The 17,441-nt window shown below is 44.2% G+C and carries 12 protein-coding genes and 1 pseudogene; 10 read left to right on the plus strand and 3 right to left on the minus strand.

Features of this window, described 5'->3' with window-relative positions; translation table 11 throughout:
- Positions 1-152 precede the first annotated feature (152 nt).
- The 4 genes from pnp to OCV29_RS04000 all read left to right on the plus strand — a co-directional run bounded on the left by pnp (position 153) and on the right by OCV29_RS04000 (position 6,771).
- A complete protein-coding gene (gene pnp / locus OCV29_RS03985) occupies positions 153-2,300 on the plus strand; it encodes a polyribonucleotide nucleotidyltransferase (protein WP_073603307.1) in 2,148 nt (715 codons plus the stop codon).
- 101 nt (positions 2,301-2,401) lie between these two features.
- On the plus strand, positions 2,402-3,283 hold the full coding sequence (gene nlpI / locus OCV29_RS03990) for a lipoprotein NlpI (RefSeq protein ID WP_073603306.1): 882 nt from the start codon (positions 2,402-2,404) through the stop codon (positions 3,281-3,283).
- A 30-nt stretch (positions 3,284-3,313) separates the two neighbouring features.
- A complete protein-coding gene (locus tag OCV29_RS03995; RefSeq protein ID WP_139281555.1) occupies positions 3,314-4,624 on the plus strand; it encodes an MATE family efflux transporter in 1,311 nt (436 codons plus the stop codon).
- A gap of 266 nt (positions 4,625-4,890) precedes the next feature.
- Positions 4,891-6,771 (plus strand): methyl-accepting chemotaxis protein, encoded by a 1,881-nt coding sequence (locus OCV29_RS04000; RefSeq protein ID WP_073603304.1) that lies wholly within the window; start codon positions 4,891-4,893, stop codon positions 6,769-6,771.
- Between the two features lie 68 nt (positions 6,772-6,839).
- On the opposite strand, the gene OCV29_RS04005 is transcribed toward OCV29_RS04000, so the two are convergent.
- The 3 genes and pseudogenes from OCV29_RS04005 to OCV29_RS04015 all read right to left on the minus strand — a co-directional run bounded on the left by OCV29_RS04005 (position 6,840) and on the right by OCV29_RS04015 (position 10,879).
- A complete protein-coding gene (locus OCV29_RS04005; protein WP_073603303.1) occupies positions 6,840-7,730 on the minus strand; it encodes a U32 family peptidase in 891 nt (296 codons plus the stop codon).
- A gap of 13 nt (positions 7,731-7,743) precedes the next feature.
- Positions 7,744-8,754 (minus strand): ubiquinone anaerobic biosynthesis protein UbiU, encoded by a 1,011-nt coding sequence (ubiU, locus tag OCV29_RS04010; RefSeq protein WP_073603302.1) that lies wholly within the window; start codon positions 8,752-8,754, stop codon positions 7,744-7,746.
- A gap of 89 nt (positions 8,755-8,843) precedes the next feature.
- A pseudogene (locus tag OCV29_RS04015) lies at positions 8,844-10,879 on the minus strand (sensor domain-containing protein).
- Between the two features lie 178 nt (positions 10,880-11,057).
- Here OCV29_RS04015 and ubiT point away from each other — a divergent pair.
- The 6 genes from ubiT (at position 11,058) to OCV29_RS04045 (ending at position 17,407) form a co-directional block, all read left to right on the plus strand.
- The gene (ubiT, locus tag OCV29_RS04020) at positions 11,058-11,627 is read left to right on the plus strand and encodes a ubiquinone anaerobic biosynthesis accessory factor UbiT (protein ID WP_073603301.1); all 570 of its coding nucleotides are present in this window, start codon (positions 11,058-11,060) and stop codon (positions 11,625-11,627) included.
- A complete protein-coding gene (locus tag OCV29_RS04025) occupies positions 11,584-12,093 on the plus strand; it encodes a GNAT family N-acetyltransferase (RefSeq protein WP_073603300.1) in 510 nt (169 codons plus the stop codon). Before ubiT ends, OCV29_RS04025 begins: the two co-directional genes overlap by 44 nt.
- Positions 12,094-12,155: 62 nt before the next feature.
- Complete coding sequence (locus tag OCV29_RS04030) at positions 12,156-12,566, plus strand: DNA polymerase III subunit psi (protein ID WP_073603299.1); 411 nt, start codon at positions 12,156-12,158, stop codon at positions 12,564-12,566.
- Positions 12,563-13,006: a ribosomal protein S18-alanine N-acetyltransferase gene (gene rimI / locus OCV29_RS04035; RefSeq protein ID WP_073603298.1), complete on the plus strand. Its 444-nt coding sequence runs from the start codon at positions 12,563-12,565 to the stop codon at positions 13,004-13,006. Before OCV29_RS04030 ends, rimI begins: the two co-directional genes overlap by 4 nt.
- A gap of 121 nt (positions 13,007-13,127) precedes the next feature.
- Positions 13,128-14,357, plus strand: a complete 1,230-nt coding sequence (locus OCV29_RS04040; protein WP_084193287.1) for an efflux RND transporter periplasmic adaptor subunit — start codon at positions 13,128-13,130, stop codon at positions 14,355-14,357.
- Entirely contained in the window at positions 14,354-17,407 is a 3,054-nt protein-coding gene (locus OCV29_RS04045) for an efflux RND transporter permease subunit (protein WP_073603297.1), read from the plus strand. The genes OCV29_RS04040 and OCV29_RS04045 overlap by 4 nt, the downstream gene beginning before the upstream one ends.
- Positions 17,408-17,441: the final 34 nt, after the last annotated feature.

The raw sequence follows: 17,441 nt of genomic DNA on the forward strand, positions 1-17,441 counted from the left end.
GCTCAGAGTATTGCAGTCACCGAAGTCGGCCAACAGGTCGCGGCTATTCAAAACAGACTCAGGGAATAAGTCTTTTTTGACTAGTCGCGATTTGTAATGCTTTGAGTATTAACAGATATAATCTGGGAAAATCCCAGGGCTAAGGAATTCGAATGTTTGAAAAACCAATTGTAAAAACTTTCCAGTATGGAAATCACACAGTGACTCTTGAGACAGGTGTGATTGCCCGCCAGGCAACTGCCGCAGTCATGGTCACTATGGACGATACTTCAGTTTTTGTTTCTGTTGTTGGAAAAAAAGAAGCTGTCGAGGGGCAGGATTTCTTTCCACTGACCGTCAATTATCAGGAAAGAACCTATGCAGCAGGTAAAATTCCCGGAGGTTTCTTTAAACGTGAAGGTCGCCCTTCTGAAGGTGAAACACTGACAGCGCGTTTGATTGACCGACCAATTCGCCCTCTGTTTCCTGATGGTTTTAAGAATGAAGTTCAGGTGATTGCGACAGTCATGGCTGTGAATCCTGATGTTCAACCAGATATCCCAAGTATGATCGGTACTTCTGCTGCTTTGGCCATTTCTGGTATTCCTTTCAGCGGTCCGATTGCTGCAGCCCGTGTTGGACATATTAACGGACAATTAGTTCTTAACCCAAGTATGACTGAGTTGAATGAGTCACGTTTGGATCTGGTTGTTGCTGGTACAGAAAATGCGGTATTAATGGTTGAATCTGAAGCCGATATTCTGACAGAAGAAGAAATGTTGTCTGCAGTTGTTTTCGGTCACGAGCAACAGCAGGTTGTTATCCGTGCTATTAACGAATTTGCAGCTGAAGTGGCAACACCTGCATGGGAATGGAACGCACCTGAAGTTGATACTGATCTTAAATCAGCAGTTGCAGAACTGGCAGAAAGTCGTCTGGTTGAAGCGTATCAGGTGACCGAAAAACTGGCGCGTTATGAGCAGGTTGGTCAGATTAAAAATGACGTTGTTGAAGTTTTGTTGCAACGTGATGATGAGCTGGATGAAAACGATATCCGCAATATGCTTGGATCTCTTGAGAAGAATGTTGTCCGCAGCCGTATTATTTCCGGAGCACCAAGAATTGATGGCCGTGAAAAAGATATGGTTCGTGCGTTGGATGTCCGCACTGGTGTATTACCTCGCGTACACGGGTCTGCACTCTTTACCCGGGGTGAAACTCAGGCTGTTGTAACAGCAACACTGGGTACTCAGAGAGATGCACAAATCATTGATGAATTGACCGGAGAAAGAAAAGAGCATTTCCTTTTGCATTATAATTTCCCGCCATACTGTGTGGGTGAAACCGGCTTTGTTGGTTCACCAAAGCGTCGTGAAATTGGTCATGGCCGTCTTGCTAAGCGTGGTATTCAGGCGGTGATGCCAACTGCTGAAGAATTCCCGTATACAGTTCGTGTTGTTTCTGAAATTACAGAATCCAACGGTTCATCTTCTATGGCTTCAGTGTGTGGTTCTTCTCTGGCACTTATGGACGCAGGCGTGCCGATTAAAGCTTCTGTTGCCGGTATTGCAATGGGGCTTGTGAAAGAAGGTGAAGACTTTGTTGTTCTCTCAGATATTCTTGGTGATGAAGATCATTTGGGTGATATGGACTTTAAAGTCGCAGGTACTTCAGCGGGTGTGACTGCACTGCAAATGGATATCAAAATCGAAGGTATCACAAAAGAGATCATGCAGATCGCACTAAACCAGGCTAAAGGTGCCCGCCTGCATATTTTATCAGTGATGGATCAGGCGATTGACTCTGCCAGAGATGATATTTCTGAATTCGCTCCCCGTATTCACACCATGAAAATCAGTTCAGATAAGATCAAGGATGTGATTGGTAAAGGTGGTGCTGTTATCCGTGCATTAACGGAAGAGACCGGAACAACCATTGAAATTGAAGATGATGGTACGATTAAAATCGCTGCCACTGAAGGGACAGCGGCCAAAGAAGCAATTCGCCGGATTGAAGAGCTGACTGCTGAAGTTGAAGTGGGCAAGATTTACACAGGTCGTGTTACCCGTATCGTTGACTTCGGTGCATTTGTTGCAGTTCTGGGTGCTAAGGAAGGCCTGGTACATATTTCTCAAATTGCTGAGCAACGTGTTGAGAAGGTCACCGATTACCTGAAAGAAGGTCAGGATGTTCAGGTTAAAGTGCTTGAGATTGACAGACAAAACCGTATTCGTTTGAGTATGAAAGAAGCTGTTGAAAAAACTGAAGCACCAAAGGCAGAAGGTGATACTGAGCAGAAACCTGCTTCAAATGAAGAATAAAGTGACACCATAAGAAATGACGAGCTTTTTTATTTGAAAGCATGATGTTATAAAGGGAGCTTATATGCTCCCTTTTTTAGATCTCTACAGGAGAAGATTTTGTGAAGTGGTTTCTCGCACTGTTAGCTGGTTTTAGTCTGTTAATGACCAGTGGATGCGCAAGCATTGATTCAAAGCAGGTTCAGTGGTACTACCCGCCAATGGCAAGACCATTACAGCCCACTATTCAGCAAGAGGTAAAAATTGTCCGGCTAAGCCAGTTATTGCAGCGGGAGAAGTTATCAGATGAAGTCCGGGCAAAGCTCTTTTATGAAAGGGGCAATGCTTATGACGCGGTGGGCCTGAGAAATCTGGCCCGAATCGATTTCGAACAATCTTTACAGATGAACCCGGCTCAACCCGATGTATTTAATATTCTTGGTGTTTATTATACGGAGATTGGTCAATACGATTCCGCTTATGATGCGTTTGATTCAACGCTGGAGATGGAACCGGATAATCTTTATGCACTGAGAAATCAGGCGGTGGCTTTATATTATGGTCAGCGCCCACATCTGGCACTTGAAGTGGTTGATCAAATGGATCAGGTCGAGGTTAATGATCCTTTTAATGCATTATGGCGCTACTTTATTGAGAGTGAACTGGCACCGGCAGATGCAAAAAAAACACTGTCTGAAACTTATGAGCATCGTACTGAAAAGCAGTGGGGATGGCTGTTGGTTTCAATGGTGCTGGAGAATACACCTGATAAAGAAGTGTTTAAACAAATTCTCGCAGGAACAAAAGATAATACAGTGCTTGCCCGCCGGTTGACAGAAGCTTATTTCTATCTGGGAAAACGTTATCAGCTACAGGGAAAATATGCAGATGCGGTGTCTTTATACAAATTAGCGATTTCGTTTAATGTGTATGAATATGTCGAGCATCGTTATGCTTTTCTTGAACTGGAGAATATCTATTTGATTTTGAAGCAAGATAAGTAAATTAAAGCTTCGCTGATACGGAGTTTGACTGTGTCTTCAGTTTATACTCAGTATTTTCGCTACACAATTCCTACTGTAGCCGCGATGTTGATTAGCGGCTTATATCAGATTGTCGATGCAATTTTTGTTGGCCAGTACCTTGGAGCCGCAGGGCTGGCCGCTATTAATATTGCCTGGCCGGTTGTCGGATTTATGACTGGTGTCGGCTTACTGGTCGGGGTTGGTACGGGTGCCATCACTTCTGTATACAAGGGACAGAATGACATATTCTCGGCTCGTCAGACGATCTTAACCGGTTTTATACTTCTGATGATTCTGGCAGCTTTTCTTTCCCTGCTTATTCTTATATCGATTACACCAGTGCTCAAGTGGCAATCAGACGATCCTGAGGTATTAAATCAGGCACATCAGTATATGTCTGTTGTCATGATGACTTCTGTGTTTTCTCTTGCGGGCATTGCACTTCCTTTTCTTATCCGAAATGATGACAGCCCTGGTGTTGCAACAGTACTTATGATTTTGGGAGCAATACTTAATATATGTTTTGATTATATTTTTATTGTTCTTTTCAATTTATCTTTAGCTGGTGCGGCGATGGCCACGGCCATTTCTCAGGTTGCAGTGACTGTATGTAGTATTCGTTATTTTTATTCATCACATGCAAAGTTGCGCTTAACATGGTCTGATTTTTCGTTTCGTTGGTCAGATAGTTATCAGATTATAACTATAGGTATATCTAGCCTGTTCACCTACATATACTGGGCAGTCATGGTTGCGCTTCATAATAGTCAGTTTGCCCGGTATGGTGGCACTGAAGTATTGGGGGCTTATACCATTCTGGGATATATCGTTACTTTTTACTATCTGGTCTGTGAAGGTATTGCGCATGGCATGCAGCCTTTAGCCAGCTTTTATTATGGAGCCAAATCACCACATCTTGTTCGAAAGCTTTTATATCTCGCTCTGATTTTGGCCGTTACCTTCGGGATTTTGTTAACCACGGTGTTGAACCTTTATCCTCAAAGTATTATTTCACTTTTTAATGATGAGGATTATCAGTTAGCGCAACATGCTGTTCACGGAATCAGGATGCACCTTTTTGCTTTATGTCTGGATGGTATCCTTGTTGTGACGATTGTTTTCTATCAGTCTGTGAATCAGGGGAGGAAGGCAATGTTATTCTCTCTTGGAAACCTGTTTATCCAGATTCCATTTTTATTTTTATTACCTCTGTTCCTGAATATTAATGGTGTATGGTTGGCTTTTCCTTTGTCAAATATCGTATTAACTGTAATTATTTTTGGAATATTGGTCAAAGATCTGATTTATTCGTTTCGGTAATTGACCTTTAAATTAGCTGAATATGATTTGTGTATTTTTTGTGATTTTTATATTTTTTGTTTTACCAGTTATTTTAAGTTAAATATAAAAACTGTTAACTAATGAAATGTATCAGATACTCGTTTGATTATATGGATGATGTATTCCATTTTGATGTGATTAGTGTGAGATGGTGAATTATTTTATTGAGAATGAAGAAAGATTACTTATTATCCTTTGTCTAATGCTCATATGATTAAAATGATGCAAGTGCATGAGGAAAGTTTATGAGTGCAAAAAATAAATTATTATCTTCTATTGGTTTTCTGTTTTTATTGGTTGTGTTTATTATTGTTACTATGAGTTATCTTTCTTTTAAAAATGCATCAGTTAAAAACTATACTGAAAAATTAATGAATAATGCTCACCTGATTTCCTATGCTGTTGAACAGCGTATGGAACGATATTTTGATGTGCTGACTTTGAGTGGAAATGAGATAAATATTGATTCTCGTGGGCACATTGATGAAGAGCAGCTAAGAAAGACACTCCATAACCTGGAAAGTAATCCTCATATTTTGAATGCTTTTTTTGCTTCAACCGATGGGGTCACCTACCGCCCGGGTGGACGCATTGCTGGGTTTAATGCCAAAGATAAACAAAGAGAATGGTTTAAGAAGGCGCTTAACGGTGATCAGTATGTAATCACGGCACCATTTAAAGCGATTACAGGAGAAACCGTGATGTCATTATCTATATTGATAAAAAGACATGGAAATATCGTTGGTGTTTTAGGTGTGAATATTACGCTGGATATGATCACTAAGTTTATTCAATCATTGACCGATAATAATCAGTTGTTTGTTAGTAAAGAAGATGGATATATCGTTGCTGCAAGTGAACATCAGTATATTGGTCAGAATTTGTTTCAGATCCGGCCATCCTATTCCCGTTACAGAGATATGGATGGTGCAAGTCATTTTTATCAGTATAAAGGAAAATCTTATTATTCAGTGAATGCAATTTCTGAAAAGTTAGGGTGGTCAGTTTGGGCTTGGGATAAGAAAGATAATATTGATGCAGCCTCTGAGGCTAATTTAATGACTGATGTTTATATTACGATTATTGCAATTACTTTTTCTTTGATTGTGACTTATTTTCTGGTCGTCAGATTGATGTATATGCCTATCGGTGGTGAGCCCAAAGAAATTGAAGCCATTATCCAAAGAGTTGCTGAAGGCGATCTGACATTTCAGGTCTCTGATATCAGCAGAGAAACCGGTGTCTATGCTGCAATTATGGCAATGGTAAAAAACCTGAAATCAATTATAGAAGGTATTTACGGCGCAATTGATCAACTGAATCACGCGTCTGTTCAAATGCTGGATACGACTTCAGCGGTAAAATCCAGTGCTGAATCTCAGATGGTTCAGCTTGAACAGACAGCTACTGCCATGAATGAAATGACAGTGACAGTTGATGAGGTTGCCAGAAGTGCTTTACAGGCTTCTGGTGCTGCCAGAGAGTCTGGTGAACATTCTTCGCTGGGAATGAGCGTGGTCAGGGAAATGAATCAAAGTATTCAGGATTTGGCGACCGGAATCAAAGCAGTGGTTGATGTTAATACCGGACTTGAGAAAGAGACGCAAGGTATTGGCTCCATTCTTGAAGTGATTGACAGCATTTCTGAACAGACGAACTTGCTGGCTTTGAATGCTGCGATTGAAGCCGCACGAGCTGGTGAATATGGGCGGGGATTTTCTGTGGTGGCTGATGAAGTCCGTCACCTGGCGAACAGAACGAAGCAAAGTACGAATGAAATTCAGGATATGATCGTCAGGCTTCAACGGGAGGCACAGCACTCGGTTCAACTCATGCAAGACAACATGCTTGATGCTCAGACGACAGCAAAAAAATCAGAAATGGCCAATCAGGCACTTCAGGAAATTCAGAATGCCGTCTCTTTGATACAGGATATGAACAGTCAGATTGCTACTGCCGCTGAAGAACAAACCCATGTGGCCGGAGAAATTAATGCCAGTGTTGTTCAAATAAATGAACTGGCCCGGAACACCTTTGATGATGCATCAGGCAATAGCGGCCGGGCAGGTAAACTGGCAGAAGTTGCATCACAGCTTCATGAGTCTGTTAAAATTTTTAAAATCTGAATCCATCGTTTGAGATTCAGGGGTGATCATGGAACTCCGGCAACCAGAGATTTCCGGTCGCCGGGGTATTACGCTGAAGGAAGGACTTTGGATAAACCGGCGATATTGTGCCAGTATCCATTACAGTAATGATCGTCCTGATGCAGACTGGCGGTGCGGTTTGTCTGGCTCATGGCTTTGAACTCATCCAGCCGCGTCAGAGTTTCTGTGCCCAAAGGACTTAGCCGGACAACATCGACTAAACCGGTCATGCCTGCCAGATCATTGATCAGGTTATAGCACTGCCCGGATTGAGTTTGAATACCATTGAGGTTAAAAACGGTCTGTCCTTCCTGACTTTGAGTCTGAATACCTGTCGGATAGGTAATACAACAGGTTTTACACTCGTCTTTGGGACGGTTTTCTGCACGGGCAGTAAAGCATCTGGCAGAGTAGGCCAGTGGCAGATATCCGTAGCTGAATACTTCAGTTTCAAATTGATTGCGTATTTTCAGTTCATCGCATTGGGTGAGCGTGTTTCTTAACCAGTCACGTGAAAGTTCGACGGGCATGCACCATCTTTTCATCCCTTTCTTAAGTAAAAAATGAATCGTGTTTGCATTGTAGCAATTGATTGCGGGACCAGCGGTAAACGGGACACCTGATTCACTGGCCAGTTGCACAGCGGAAACATCATTCGCTTCGACAGTGAACTCACCGTTATCAATGTATTGCTTCATGACCGATAACTCGCTTCTTGATTCAAGTAAGGCCATAGTTGACAACACAATTTCTTTGCCGGATTTCGATAGTTCTCTGGCAATTTCAAGCCAGTGTTGGGGCTTGAGTTCCCGTCGTTTTGAACAGACTGTTTCACCAAGATAAATGATATCAGCCGCTGATTCCTTAGCGGATTGGTAGAATGCTTCAACATCCTGACGCGGCCAGTAATAAAGCACCGGACCAAGAGAATATTTCATAATTGTTCCTCTTTCACTGCCATTTTCTGTGATAAGCACCGAGTGTGGTTTGTGACCCTTCAGATATTTCTGCAAGTGCCTGGTTCCACGATTCTTTCACCTGATAGTTTTCGGGATGTTGAAGATAGTGATCAATGGCTGCACGCCAGGTTTTGGTCACCAGCTCCACATAAGCAGGGCTGCGTTGGCGTCCTTCAATTTTGACTGATGCAACATTAGCAGCGAATAAGTCAGGCAGCAGTGATAGGGTGTTCAGACTGGTCGGTTCTTCCAACGTGTGATAGCACTTGCGTTGCTCATCTATGTCGGCGATGAACCTGCCTTTACATAATGTCGGATAACCTGCATTTTCTCCCGGAAGGTATCGATCGATCAGAATATTATTTAATCTTGACTCCATGCCCTGTGAGGTTTCCTGCCAGCGGACAAACTTTGCAGGAGAACAGGCGCCAACCGTATTCGGAGATTCACCGGTCATATAAGACGAAAGGTAACATCGTCCTTCAGACATGATGCAAAGACTGCCGAAGGCAAATACTTCCAGCTCGACATCAGATAAAGATTGTGAAAGCTGTTTAACCTGATGTACTGAAAGCACGCGCGGCAGCACAACCCGTTTGATATTGAAGTTCTGCCGGTAGAATTCAATCGCGGCAGTGTTTGTTGCTGATGCCTGTACGGAAAGGTGGAGATCCAGGTCCGGGTAATGAACAGATGCATATTCCAGAATCGCAATATCGGCCACAATTAATGTATCCACACCAAGATCGGCCGCCTGATCGACGGCATTCGTCCAGCGATTGAAATGATTTGGATGCGCGAAAGTATTCAGAGCGACATGTATTTTTTTCTTATGATCGTGTACGTATTGAACTGCTTTTTCTATTTTCTTTCCTGAAAAGTTGAGGCCGGCAAAATGGCGTGCATTAGTGTCATCTTTAAATCCGACATAAACAGCATCAGCGCCATAATTAATAGCTGCTTTCAGGGCGGGGAAATTTCCCGCAGGACAGAGAAGTTCCATGTTGAGCAATGAAATAAGTGATTCAGAATCTGTGGTACTTTATGGAAAAATAAGAGTGAATGATTTGATATTGGGCAGGTTTAATGAAATCAGTCAGCGCTATAGCTCTTGTTTTGAATAAATATCTTTTCTACCTCTTGTCTCGGCAGTGGACGATAAAAATGAAACCCCTGAATCGAGTGACATTGAAGGTTTGACAGTAAAATGGCCTGTTGTTGAGTTTCGACGCCTTCTGCGACCACATTGAGCTTCAGGGATTTTCCCAGATTGATGATATTTTCAATCACAGTAATTTGTTTGGGCAGCAGATCAATTTCAGTAATGAATGCCCGGTCAATTTTCAATTCATCGATCGGGAAACGGGCAAGATAAGAGAGTGACGAATAACCCGTACCAAAGTCATCAATGGAGAGAGTAAAGCCCAGTTTTTTTATCGCATTCAGCATCTCAATGGTGTAATCACTGTCACTCATCACTGCACTTTCGGTTAGCTCAAAGGTAATACAGGATGGGTCCAGTTGCGTTGAACGAAGCAGCTTTTCCATGAAGTTAATTAACTGAGGATTACCAAACTGCTCCGGTGACAGATTGATAGCAACCGGCCCTGGAAGAATTCCCTTCTGTTTCCAGCGTTTAACGGTTGAAAACACATCCCGCATGACAACCCGGCCAAGATGTTCGATTAACCCTGCTTTTTCTGCAACGGGGATAAAAGAGCCGGGACTGATATATCCTTCCACCGGGTGCTTCCAGCGAACGAGTGCTTCTGCGCCATTAATACTATAGTTCCGGGCATTGACTTTAGGCTGATACCAGACTTCCAGACTACTCTGCTGCAGTGCTTTTTGTAGTTCAATTTCCAGCCACAACCGGGTTCTTGCTTCTTTATTCATTTGCGAGCTGAAGCGAATCATCCGGTTTCTTCCCCTGGCTTTTGCTTCATACATCGCGGTATCTGCATTTTGCAGTAAGATTCTTGCGTCGCAGCCATCTCCCGGATAGTTCACACTTCCGATCGAGCAGGCAAGCCTTTTGCTGAAATAGTTCAGATCAAATGGCTGATTAATCAGAGATATAATCCGTTCTGACAGCATTTCAGCGGTTCGTGACTTATCAGGCTCCGGAAGAATTAAACCAAATTCATCTGCTCCCAGATGACCCAGAATGGCATCCGGGGGTAAAAGCCGCTTCAGACGAAATGCGACCTCTCTGATGACTTTGTCACCAATGTGGTGTCCAAGAGAGTCATTGATATTTTTAAAGTTATCAATATCAAGATACAGCATCACCAATGGTCTTTTGTCGGCGATTAGCATGTCCAGCCGTTTGGCAAAACCGGAGCGGTTATATAAACCAGTGAGTTGATCGATATGTGCATCGATACTCCCTGAATCAGATTTATTCTCCTCTTGAGGAGACAACATGACAAAAAAAGCCGTATTCCCGAACAGTAATGTTTTCTCAACCCGGAGAGAGAGCTTCGGTGCTAATTCCGGTAGTGACTTTGCTGTGCAGATGACCGAATGGCAACTGGTCCGAAAATTTGTTTCATTGATAGTGAAGGGTTTTTGATTTGATGAATTGATGAACAGATCAGAGATCATTTCACCATATAAGTCAGATGGTGATTTATACCCCAGAAGATTTGCAGCAATTTGATTACATGAAATAATTTCATTGTTTTCGATAAAGAGCACGCCTTCATTCAGAATATTCAGTAACTGAGAGAATTTTGTCTCGGATTCTTCAGCATGATGAACCAAAGCATGGGATTCTGAAATATCAAGCGCCTGAAAAACAACCTGACTGATACCTTGTTCAGAAATAACTGGTGTCAGAGAAATATAAAGTGTTATTTCAGTCGCGGCATGATGAAGAGAAAGCGTGGTTTCAATGACCTCTCCCTTAAAAGCTTTTTGATAGTAGCTCCGGAGTTGCTGATAATAAGATTCACCAAAGACCTGAGTGTCATTCTTACCAATAAGTGCTTCCGGAGAGAGCCTGGCAATCCGGCTGTAACGGTCATTCACCATCACATAGTTGTGCTGTTCATCGAGGACGGCAAAAAAAATGGACTACGTGACGTTAATTCTGTAAACCACTGTTTAAACTTTTGTGAAACCATGCCAATTAATTTTGCTCCAACATGTGGCCTGCTCTGCTCTATATACAGAATGCTCAACTATAACTATGTTTGTCTCATTAGTGAAGCATATACCGTATTTATTGATTCATAACAGCAACCAGGAAGATCTGTTTCGTTATGATTGATTCTATTTCATCAACGTTAACGGATAAAGCTAGTGCTTAACAAGATTCATACATACATTGTGCAAAATGCAGCATCATTTTTGCGATCTCCGATTCATTTAATCCCTAATTTCTTGCAACGTCAGTTACTTTTAGATGGATTGAACATGGTTTTTAAAGAAGCACTGGAAGACGGCGATTTTGAATTTCTGGAAAATAAGTGGCTGAAAGTTGAAGTGAAAGATCTGGATGTTTTCTGGATGATTAGTTTTGATGGCACTCGTTTTGTTGTCTCTGATCAGCCCATCTCTGAGGGAATTGCTGCTGACGCAAACTTCCGGGGAAATCTGAATGACTTTATTTTAATTGCCGGGCGTAAAGAAGACCCGGATACCCTATTTTTTCAGAGAAGACTGGTGATTGAAGGTGATACTGAGTTTGGGCTGGAAGTGAAAAACGTCATTGATGGTGTTGATTTGGATACCCTTCCGGCAATTTTAAAAACTTTATTGGGGCAATTATCTGATTTCGTGTATAAAGGGGTCCGATCAGGTCAACAGCACAGTGAAGGAATTGATCATGTTAATACGTACAGAGGCTCCGGCGGACATCTTACCAATTGATCGTTTGCTGCGTTCATTGCCCGGGAAAGCGCAGGATGCAGATATCGTATCTGCTGCAAGAGAGCAGGGGTTGATTACACTCTCTCTTGTTGCCTGTCAGGATGATGGTGAAATTATAGGTTATGCACTGTTTACCCCGCTTCAGGAGAACGGGCATTATCAGAACTGGCAATATCTGGCTTTACTGGTTGTTCATCCGGAATTTGTTCAGGCTGAAAAAATCCTGATAGAGGATGGTCTGAATATGTTATTAGAGCTGGGTTATCCTGCCTGTACCGCATATGGTGATTCTGAGCTCTACCGTACTTTTGGTTTTGTTCCCGCCTCTCATTTTGATTTAAATACATCCGGTTCGATTGAGCCAGATAATCTGCTGATTTTTGAACTGGCAGAGGGAGTGGCTCAACAGAGTGATGAACTGATCGAGATGCAGAACCCGGTGACATTGCGTCATATTCTGAACTGAGCACTTCTTCTTGTCTGTGAATTTTGTTAGGATTTGCCCTGAATAATGTCAGGAATATCAATATGAGCTTTCGTCAGCAGGATTACCTTCAGGAAATGGGGATCCAGCGGTGGATATTACACCGGCCACAACTTGTTCATGGTGTGTCATCACAGACAGTCGATCTGGAAGATTCATGTCAGTTGCTGATAGTCAGCCCTGTATTACCTGAAGGAAAGTTTGCCACTTTATTTGAGAAAGTATTGAAAAGTTTCTCTGTTGCGGCAGATGAATCTATGTATATCCATCCCGAAAATTTACATCGTCTTGGTAAACATGCTCTGAAATGGGTATGGTTTGCCGGGTGTCAGCCTGTTGAAGGCATCGCGCCCAGACAGTTAGTTTCCCCGTTACTCAGCCTGATTGAAGGGAACCCGCTTCACCGGAGAGAGTTATGGCGTCAGATCTGTGCTTATCAGGAATCCGATGTATGAAGACTCAGATTGTTCCGGTTGAGTCCCGGCACCTTGCTCGTATCATCGCCATTGAATCCCGTGCTCATCAATTTCCCTGGAAAGATGCCATGCTGCAAAACCTTGAAGGCCGCGGAGCCTTTAATTTTGCGCTGTTGGTCAATGATGAGGTGATTGGTTATTTTTATGCGCAGAATATTGTTGGGGAAGTCACATTACTCAATATTGCAGTCGATCCTGATTATCAGGGAAAAAGATACGGCGAGCGTTTGATGCGCTATTTTCTTGACTATTGTGAAGTGCAGAAGGCCGAGAGTGTCTGGCTTGAAGTCCGGGAAAGCAATTTATCTGCTTATGCGCTCTATCTTAAATTTGATTTCCATGAGGTCGATCGACGGGTTGGCTATTATCCGGCCCGTCAGGGCCGGGAAGATGCGCTGATCATGAGTTATTTTTTCTGAAGCACACTCAGTTATCTGAGTGTTCTGATTCTTCCGGAGCACTTCCGGTATTTTTCTTTTTGGTCAATCTTTCTTTTTGAGCAATCAGGGACACGTTTTTTCATCCCCGTCAGGATATAAGTTGTATACCCCATCAACTCTCGCTGAACATGCGTCATGCGATCACCTGGGGATATTAAATATTGTTTCTGAGATGAAAAGGTCTGATGTGAAAAGATCCGGCAGGAAAAAACAAAAACGTTTGCCAATCATTGTTGCCACTCTGTTTTTTATGGTCATTGTTGGCTTGATTATGATTTTGGCAGCTCAAAGTCATGCGCCCCTTCAGCCAGTGAAACCTGGGTATCAGCCGGTGACTGTGTTTGAAGCAACAGCCCGCAGTTATCGTCCCGTGCTGACTTTGTTTGGTACAACTTTTCCCCGCTGGCAGTCTGAGGTGAAAGCTCAGACGACCGGTCAGGTGACATGGCTGGATGTTGATGCTGAACCCGGCGTACTGGTACCTGAATCACAGACTCTCGTCCGGCTTGAGACGACAGCACTGCAAGCTGGTGTTGCCAGTGCCCATAGTGCGGTGAAACAGGCCGAACTGGCTCTGGAGCGTGAGCAACATGAACAGACCGTGGCTGTAAAAATGCTTTCATCAGACAAAGCGCCTGCATATGCCCGGCGGATCCCCCAGCTGGCAGCTGCAAAAGCCGGTTTGTTGCAGGCAGAAAAATTGTACACCAATGCCAGAAAGCAGTTGAATGATGCTGTGATCAAAGCGCCGTTCGATGCCATTATTTTGTCCCGGCAGGTGAATCCGTCTCAGTATGTTGAGCGTGGACAAACTGTGTTTGAAATTGCCGCCAGTCATGTGCTGGATATCAAAGTACCTGTGCCGGAGCGAGACTGGCGGCGGCTGCAACAAGTTTTACCACTGGCGAAAATTGAAATCGCCAGTCAGCATCATCGCTGGCCGGCAAGTTTCCGCTATCTTTCTCCGCAACTGGATCGTGTAACCCGGCAACGGCAACTGATTCTGACTGTATCAAAGCCTTTTGATAAAAGCCCGCAACTTCTGTTGCATCAACAGGTGCGGGTTTATGTTCAACTGGCTGTTTCTCCGGTTGCGATGAGAATTCCGGCGACTGCACTGACCCGTGATGGTCAGGTATGGACAGTCAATACGGATAACCGCCTGGTCCGGGAAGATGTCACATTGCTGGAGGAACAAAAACGCTGGGTTTGGGTTGTCTTTTCCGGTGAGCCACAACGTATCAGGCATGTTGTCGTCTATCCCCTGATTTCTATGTTGCCCGGACAAGAAGTCATGCCTGAAACTTCTCAGGTGGAGGATGTCCAATGAAAACATTGACCCGGTGGTTCATTGATAATCCGGTGGCAGCCAACCTGATCATGGTCGCAGTGATTGCTGCTGGAATATTGTCATTCTATCAGCTCAGGGTGGAATCTTTTCCCCAGATAGCGCCTTCAGGACTCACTATTGAAGTGGTTTATCCCGGCGGAACGGCCAGACAAATCGATCAGGTAGTGACGCAGCGGATTGAAGAAGCCATCAGTGATATCGCGGGTATTAAACGGATTGTCAGTCAGTCGAAGGAAGGGATTTCGCTTGTCAGGGTCAGAAAAACAACCACGACTGATTTAAATCAGCTGATTGAAGAGGTTCGGAACCGGGTGAATGCAATGACAAACCTGCCGTTGATGGCTGAACGTCCGTTGGTCAGCCGGGATGAATTTACCAATCTTGCTGCATTTGTGGTGGTTTCCGGCCCTGAGTCTGATACAGCATTACAACCTGTTGCCCGAAGTATTGAGCAGGCGTTAAAAAAGAATCCCAAAATATCTGAGGTTGAAAACTGGGGCAGACGCCAGCCTCTGCTGGTCATTGAGCCAGATACAGAAAAGCTGCGGGAAACCGGCCTGAGTCCGGGTGAGCTTGCCGGGAAAATACAACGGATGTCACTGGAGTCCCGAAGTGGCTTTTTAAAAAGCAACCGGGGCAAAATGATCCTGAAGGGAGATGGGTATGCCGATGACTTGATCAAACTGAAGCACCTGGTGATTTCGTCTTCTCCTGAAGGACAGCTTACATTGAGTGATGTGGCTTCGGTTAAGCGTGATTATGCGGTGACGGATTCCATTGTCAGAAATAATGGGCAGAATGCGATTGCTTTGCTGGTGAGTACCAGCCAGCGGGATAATCTGCTGGAGGTCAGTCAGGCAATTCATCATACCTTAGCGCTCGAACAGCGGCGGCTGCCTGATCAGGTTCAGGTATCAGTGATGGCAGATATGGCGCCCTATATCCAGGATCAGTTGCATCGGTTAGGGAGTAATGCATTTCAGGGATTACTGATTGTGCTGGTGTTACTTGGACTATTTTTAAATCTGAGAATGGCTTTTTGGGTCGGGGCCGGGATTCCATTTGCGTTATGTGGCACGCTCGCGGCGATGAACTGGCTGGATAACAGTATAAACGATATCACTCTGTTTGGTTTCATTCTTGTACTCGGTATTCTTGTGGATGATGCGGTGGTTGTTGGTGAAGGTATTTATTCTGCCCGGCGGCGTTATTCCAATCCGGCAAAGGCTGCATTACATGGTGTTCATTCTGTTTCTGTTGCCACGATTTTTGGTGTTTTGACGACTATCGCTGCATTTTCTCCGATGTTGTGGATCAAAAATGATCTGGCCCGGCTACTGGCTGGTTTTTCCTCCGTGGTTATTTTTGCACTGTTATTCTCACTCATCGAAAGTAAGTTTATTTTACCTTCCCATCTGGGCAATGAGCGGCATCGGTTGCCGGAGATGAAATGGCTGGTCAGGATACAAAACTATTGTCAGCAAGGTTTGGTGGTTTTTAATCAGAAGATTTACCGCCCGTGTCTGATCAAAGCACTCAAGTATCCGGTGACGACGCTGCTCGGATTATTTGCTCTGGTGGTTCTGGCTTATGGATTGTGGGCAACGAATGTTATTCGCAGTGGCGTATTTCCTGAAATTCCTGGTCGGTATATCTCTGCTAAAGTGGCTTTGCAGGAAGGTGCATCTTTGCCATTACAAAAAAAAGTGATGTCATATCTTGAGCAGACAGCACTGACCCTGAATCAGACGTTGCAGACACAATACTCGCTTGAAGCGAAGCCAATCACCAACCTGCTCGCATGGTCGGATGGAGAGGGATATGTTGAGGTAACAGCTGAACTGACACAAGAAGCTTTGACGACGCTGCCCGCTAACCGTATTTTGGATCAATGGCGGCGCGAATCCGGCCGGATTGAGGGGGCTTATTCAGTGCGTTTCTCTGCTGCTGATGAGCCCGCAGGCGGAACGTCTGTTGCCGTCATATCACAAGATCGGGAACTGGCCATACAGGCAGTACAGGCATTGAAACCTGTATTAGCCGGTTTGCCGGGCGTCTCTGATATCTATGATGATGGCAATGGCGGGCAATTTCAGGCGCGTCTGAAACTGAATGAATCCGGTTATCTGGCAGGGATGACTCAAGCTGATCTGGCTCGTCTGGCCGGGGAGGATTTTGGTCAGAAGGAACTCTACCGCTTATTGGATCATGGTCAGGAAATTAAGGTGGTGATGCATTATCCAGAGCGCCTGAAACAGACCACCAAACAGCTGCTGAGTTCAGCGGTGATTTTACCTGATGGTCAGTCTGTTGCCCTCGGAGATATTGCCACGTTGTCTTTTGAGCGGACGCCGGAAACAATCTACCGGCGTCATCGTGAGCAGGTGGTGAATTTACACTGGAAACAGAACCGGGATATTCAGTCGCCGGAACAAACAATTCAGCAGTTGTCTGTGGTGATCAGGCACACAGAGGAACGTTATCCGGGGGTGACGATTCAGGCTTCTGGTGAGTTTGAAGAAATCGGCGAGGTACAGTCGGGTTTTCGTTCTGCATTGATGATTACAGTGCTGCTTATTTACATACTGCTGGCTGTTCCCCTGAAATCCTACTGGCAGCCGTTACTGATCATGTCTGTGATTCCGTTTGGTTTTGCCGGGGCAATCTTCGGACATTTCCTGATGGATATACAAATCAGTGTGTTATCGATGTTTGGTATGTTGGCTATGGCGGGGATTGTCATCAATGATTCTCTTGTACTGATGACCCGGTTTAATCAGTATTATCGTGCGGGCATGCCGTTGGCCCGCTCGTTGATTGTGACGGGAACCAGCCGTTTCCGGGCGGTATTTCTGACCACAGTTACAACGGTTTGTGGTTTGCTGCCGTTATTCAATGAACAGGCAGAACAGGCTCAGTATCTTAAACCCGCAGCTGTTTCTTTAGTCTTTGGGGAATTGTTTGCTACAGGCGTAACATTGATACTGATTCCTGTGCTTTTAGGCATATTTACCCCCAGGATAAAGTGATTTGCCTGAGCCCGGATTGTCTTTTTAAAAAGGT

The sequence above is a fragment of the Vibrio aerogenes genome (genome assembly GCF_024346755.1).
In the GTDB taxonomy this organism is placed as follows: Bacteria; Pseudomonadota; Gammaproteobacteria; order Enterobacterales; family Vibrionaceae; genus Vibrio; species Vibrio aerogenes.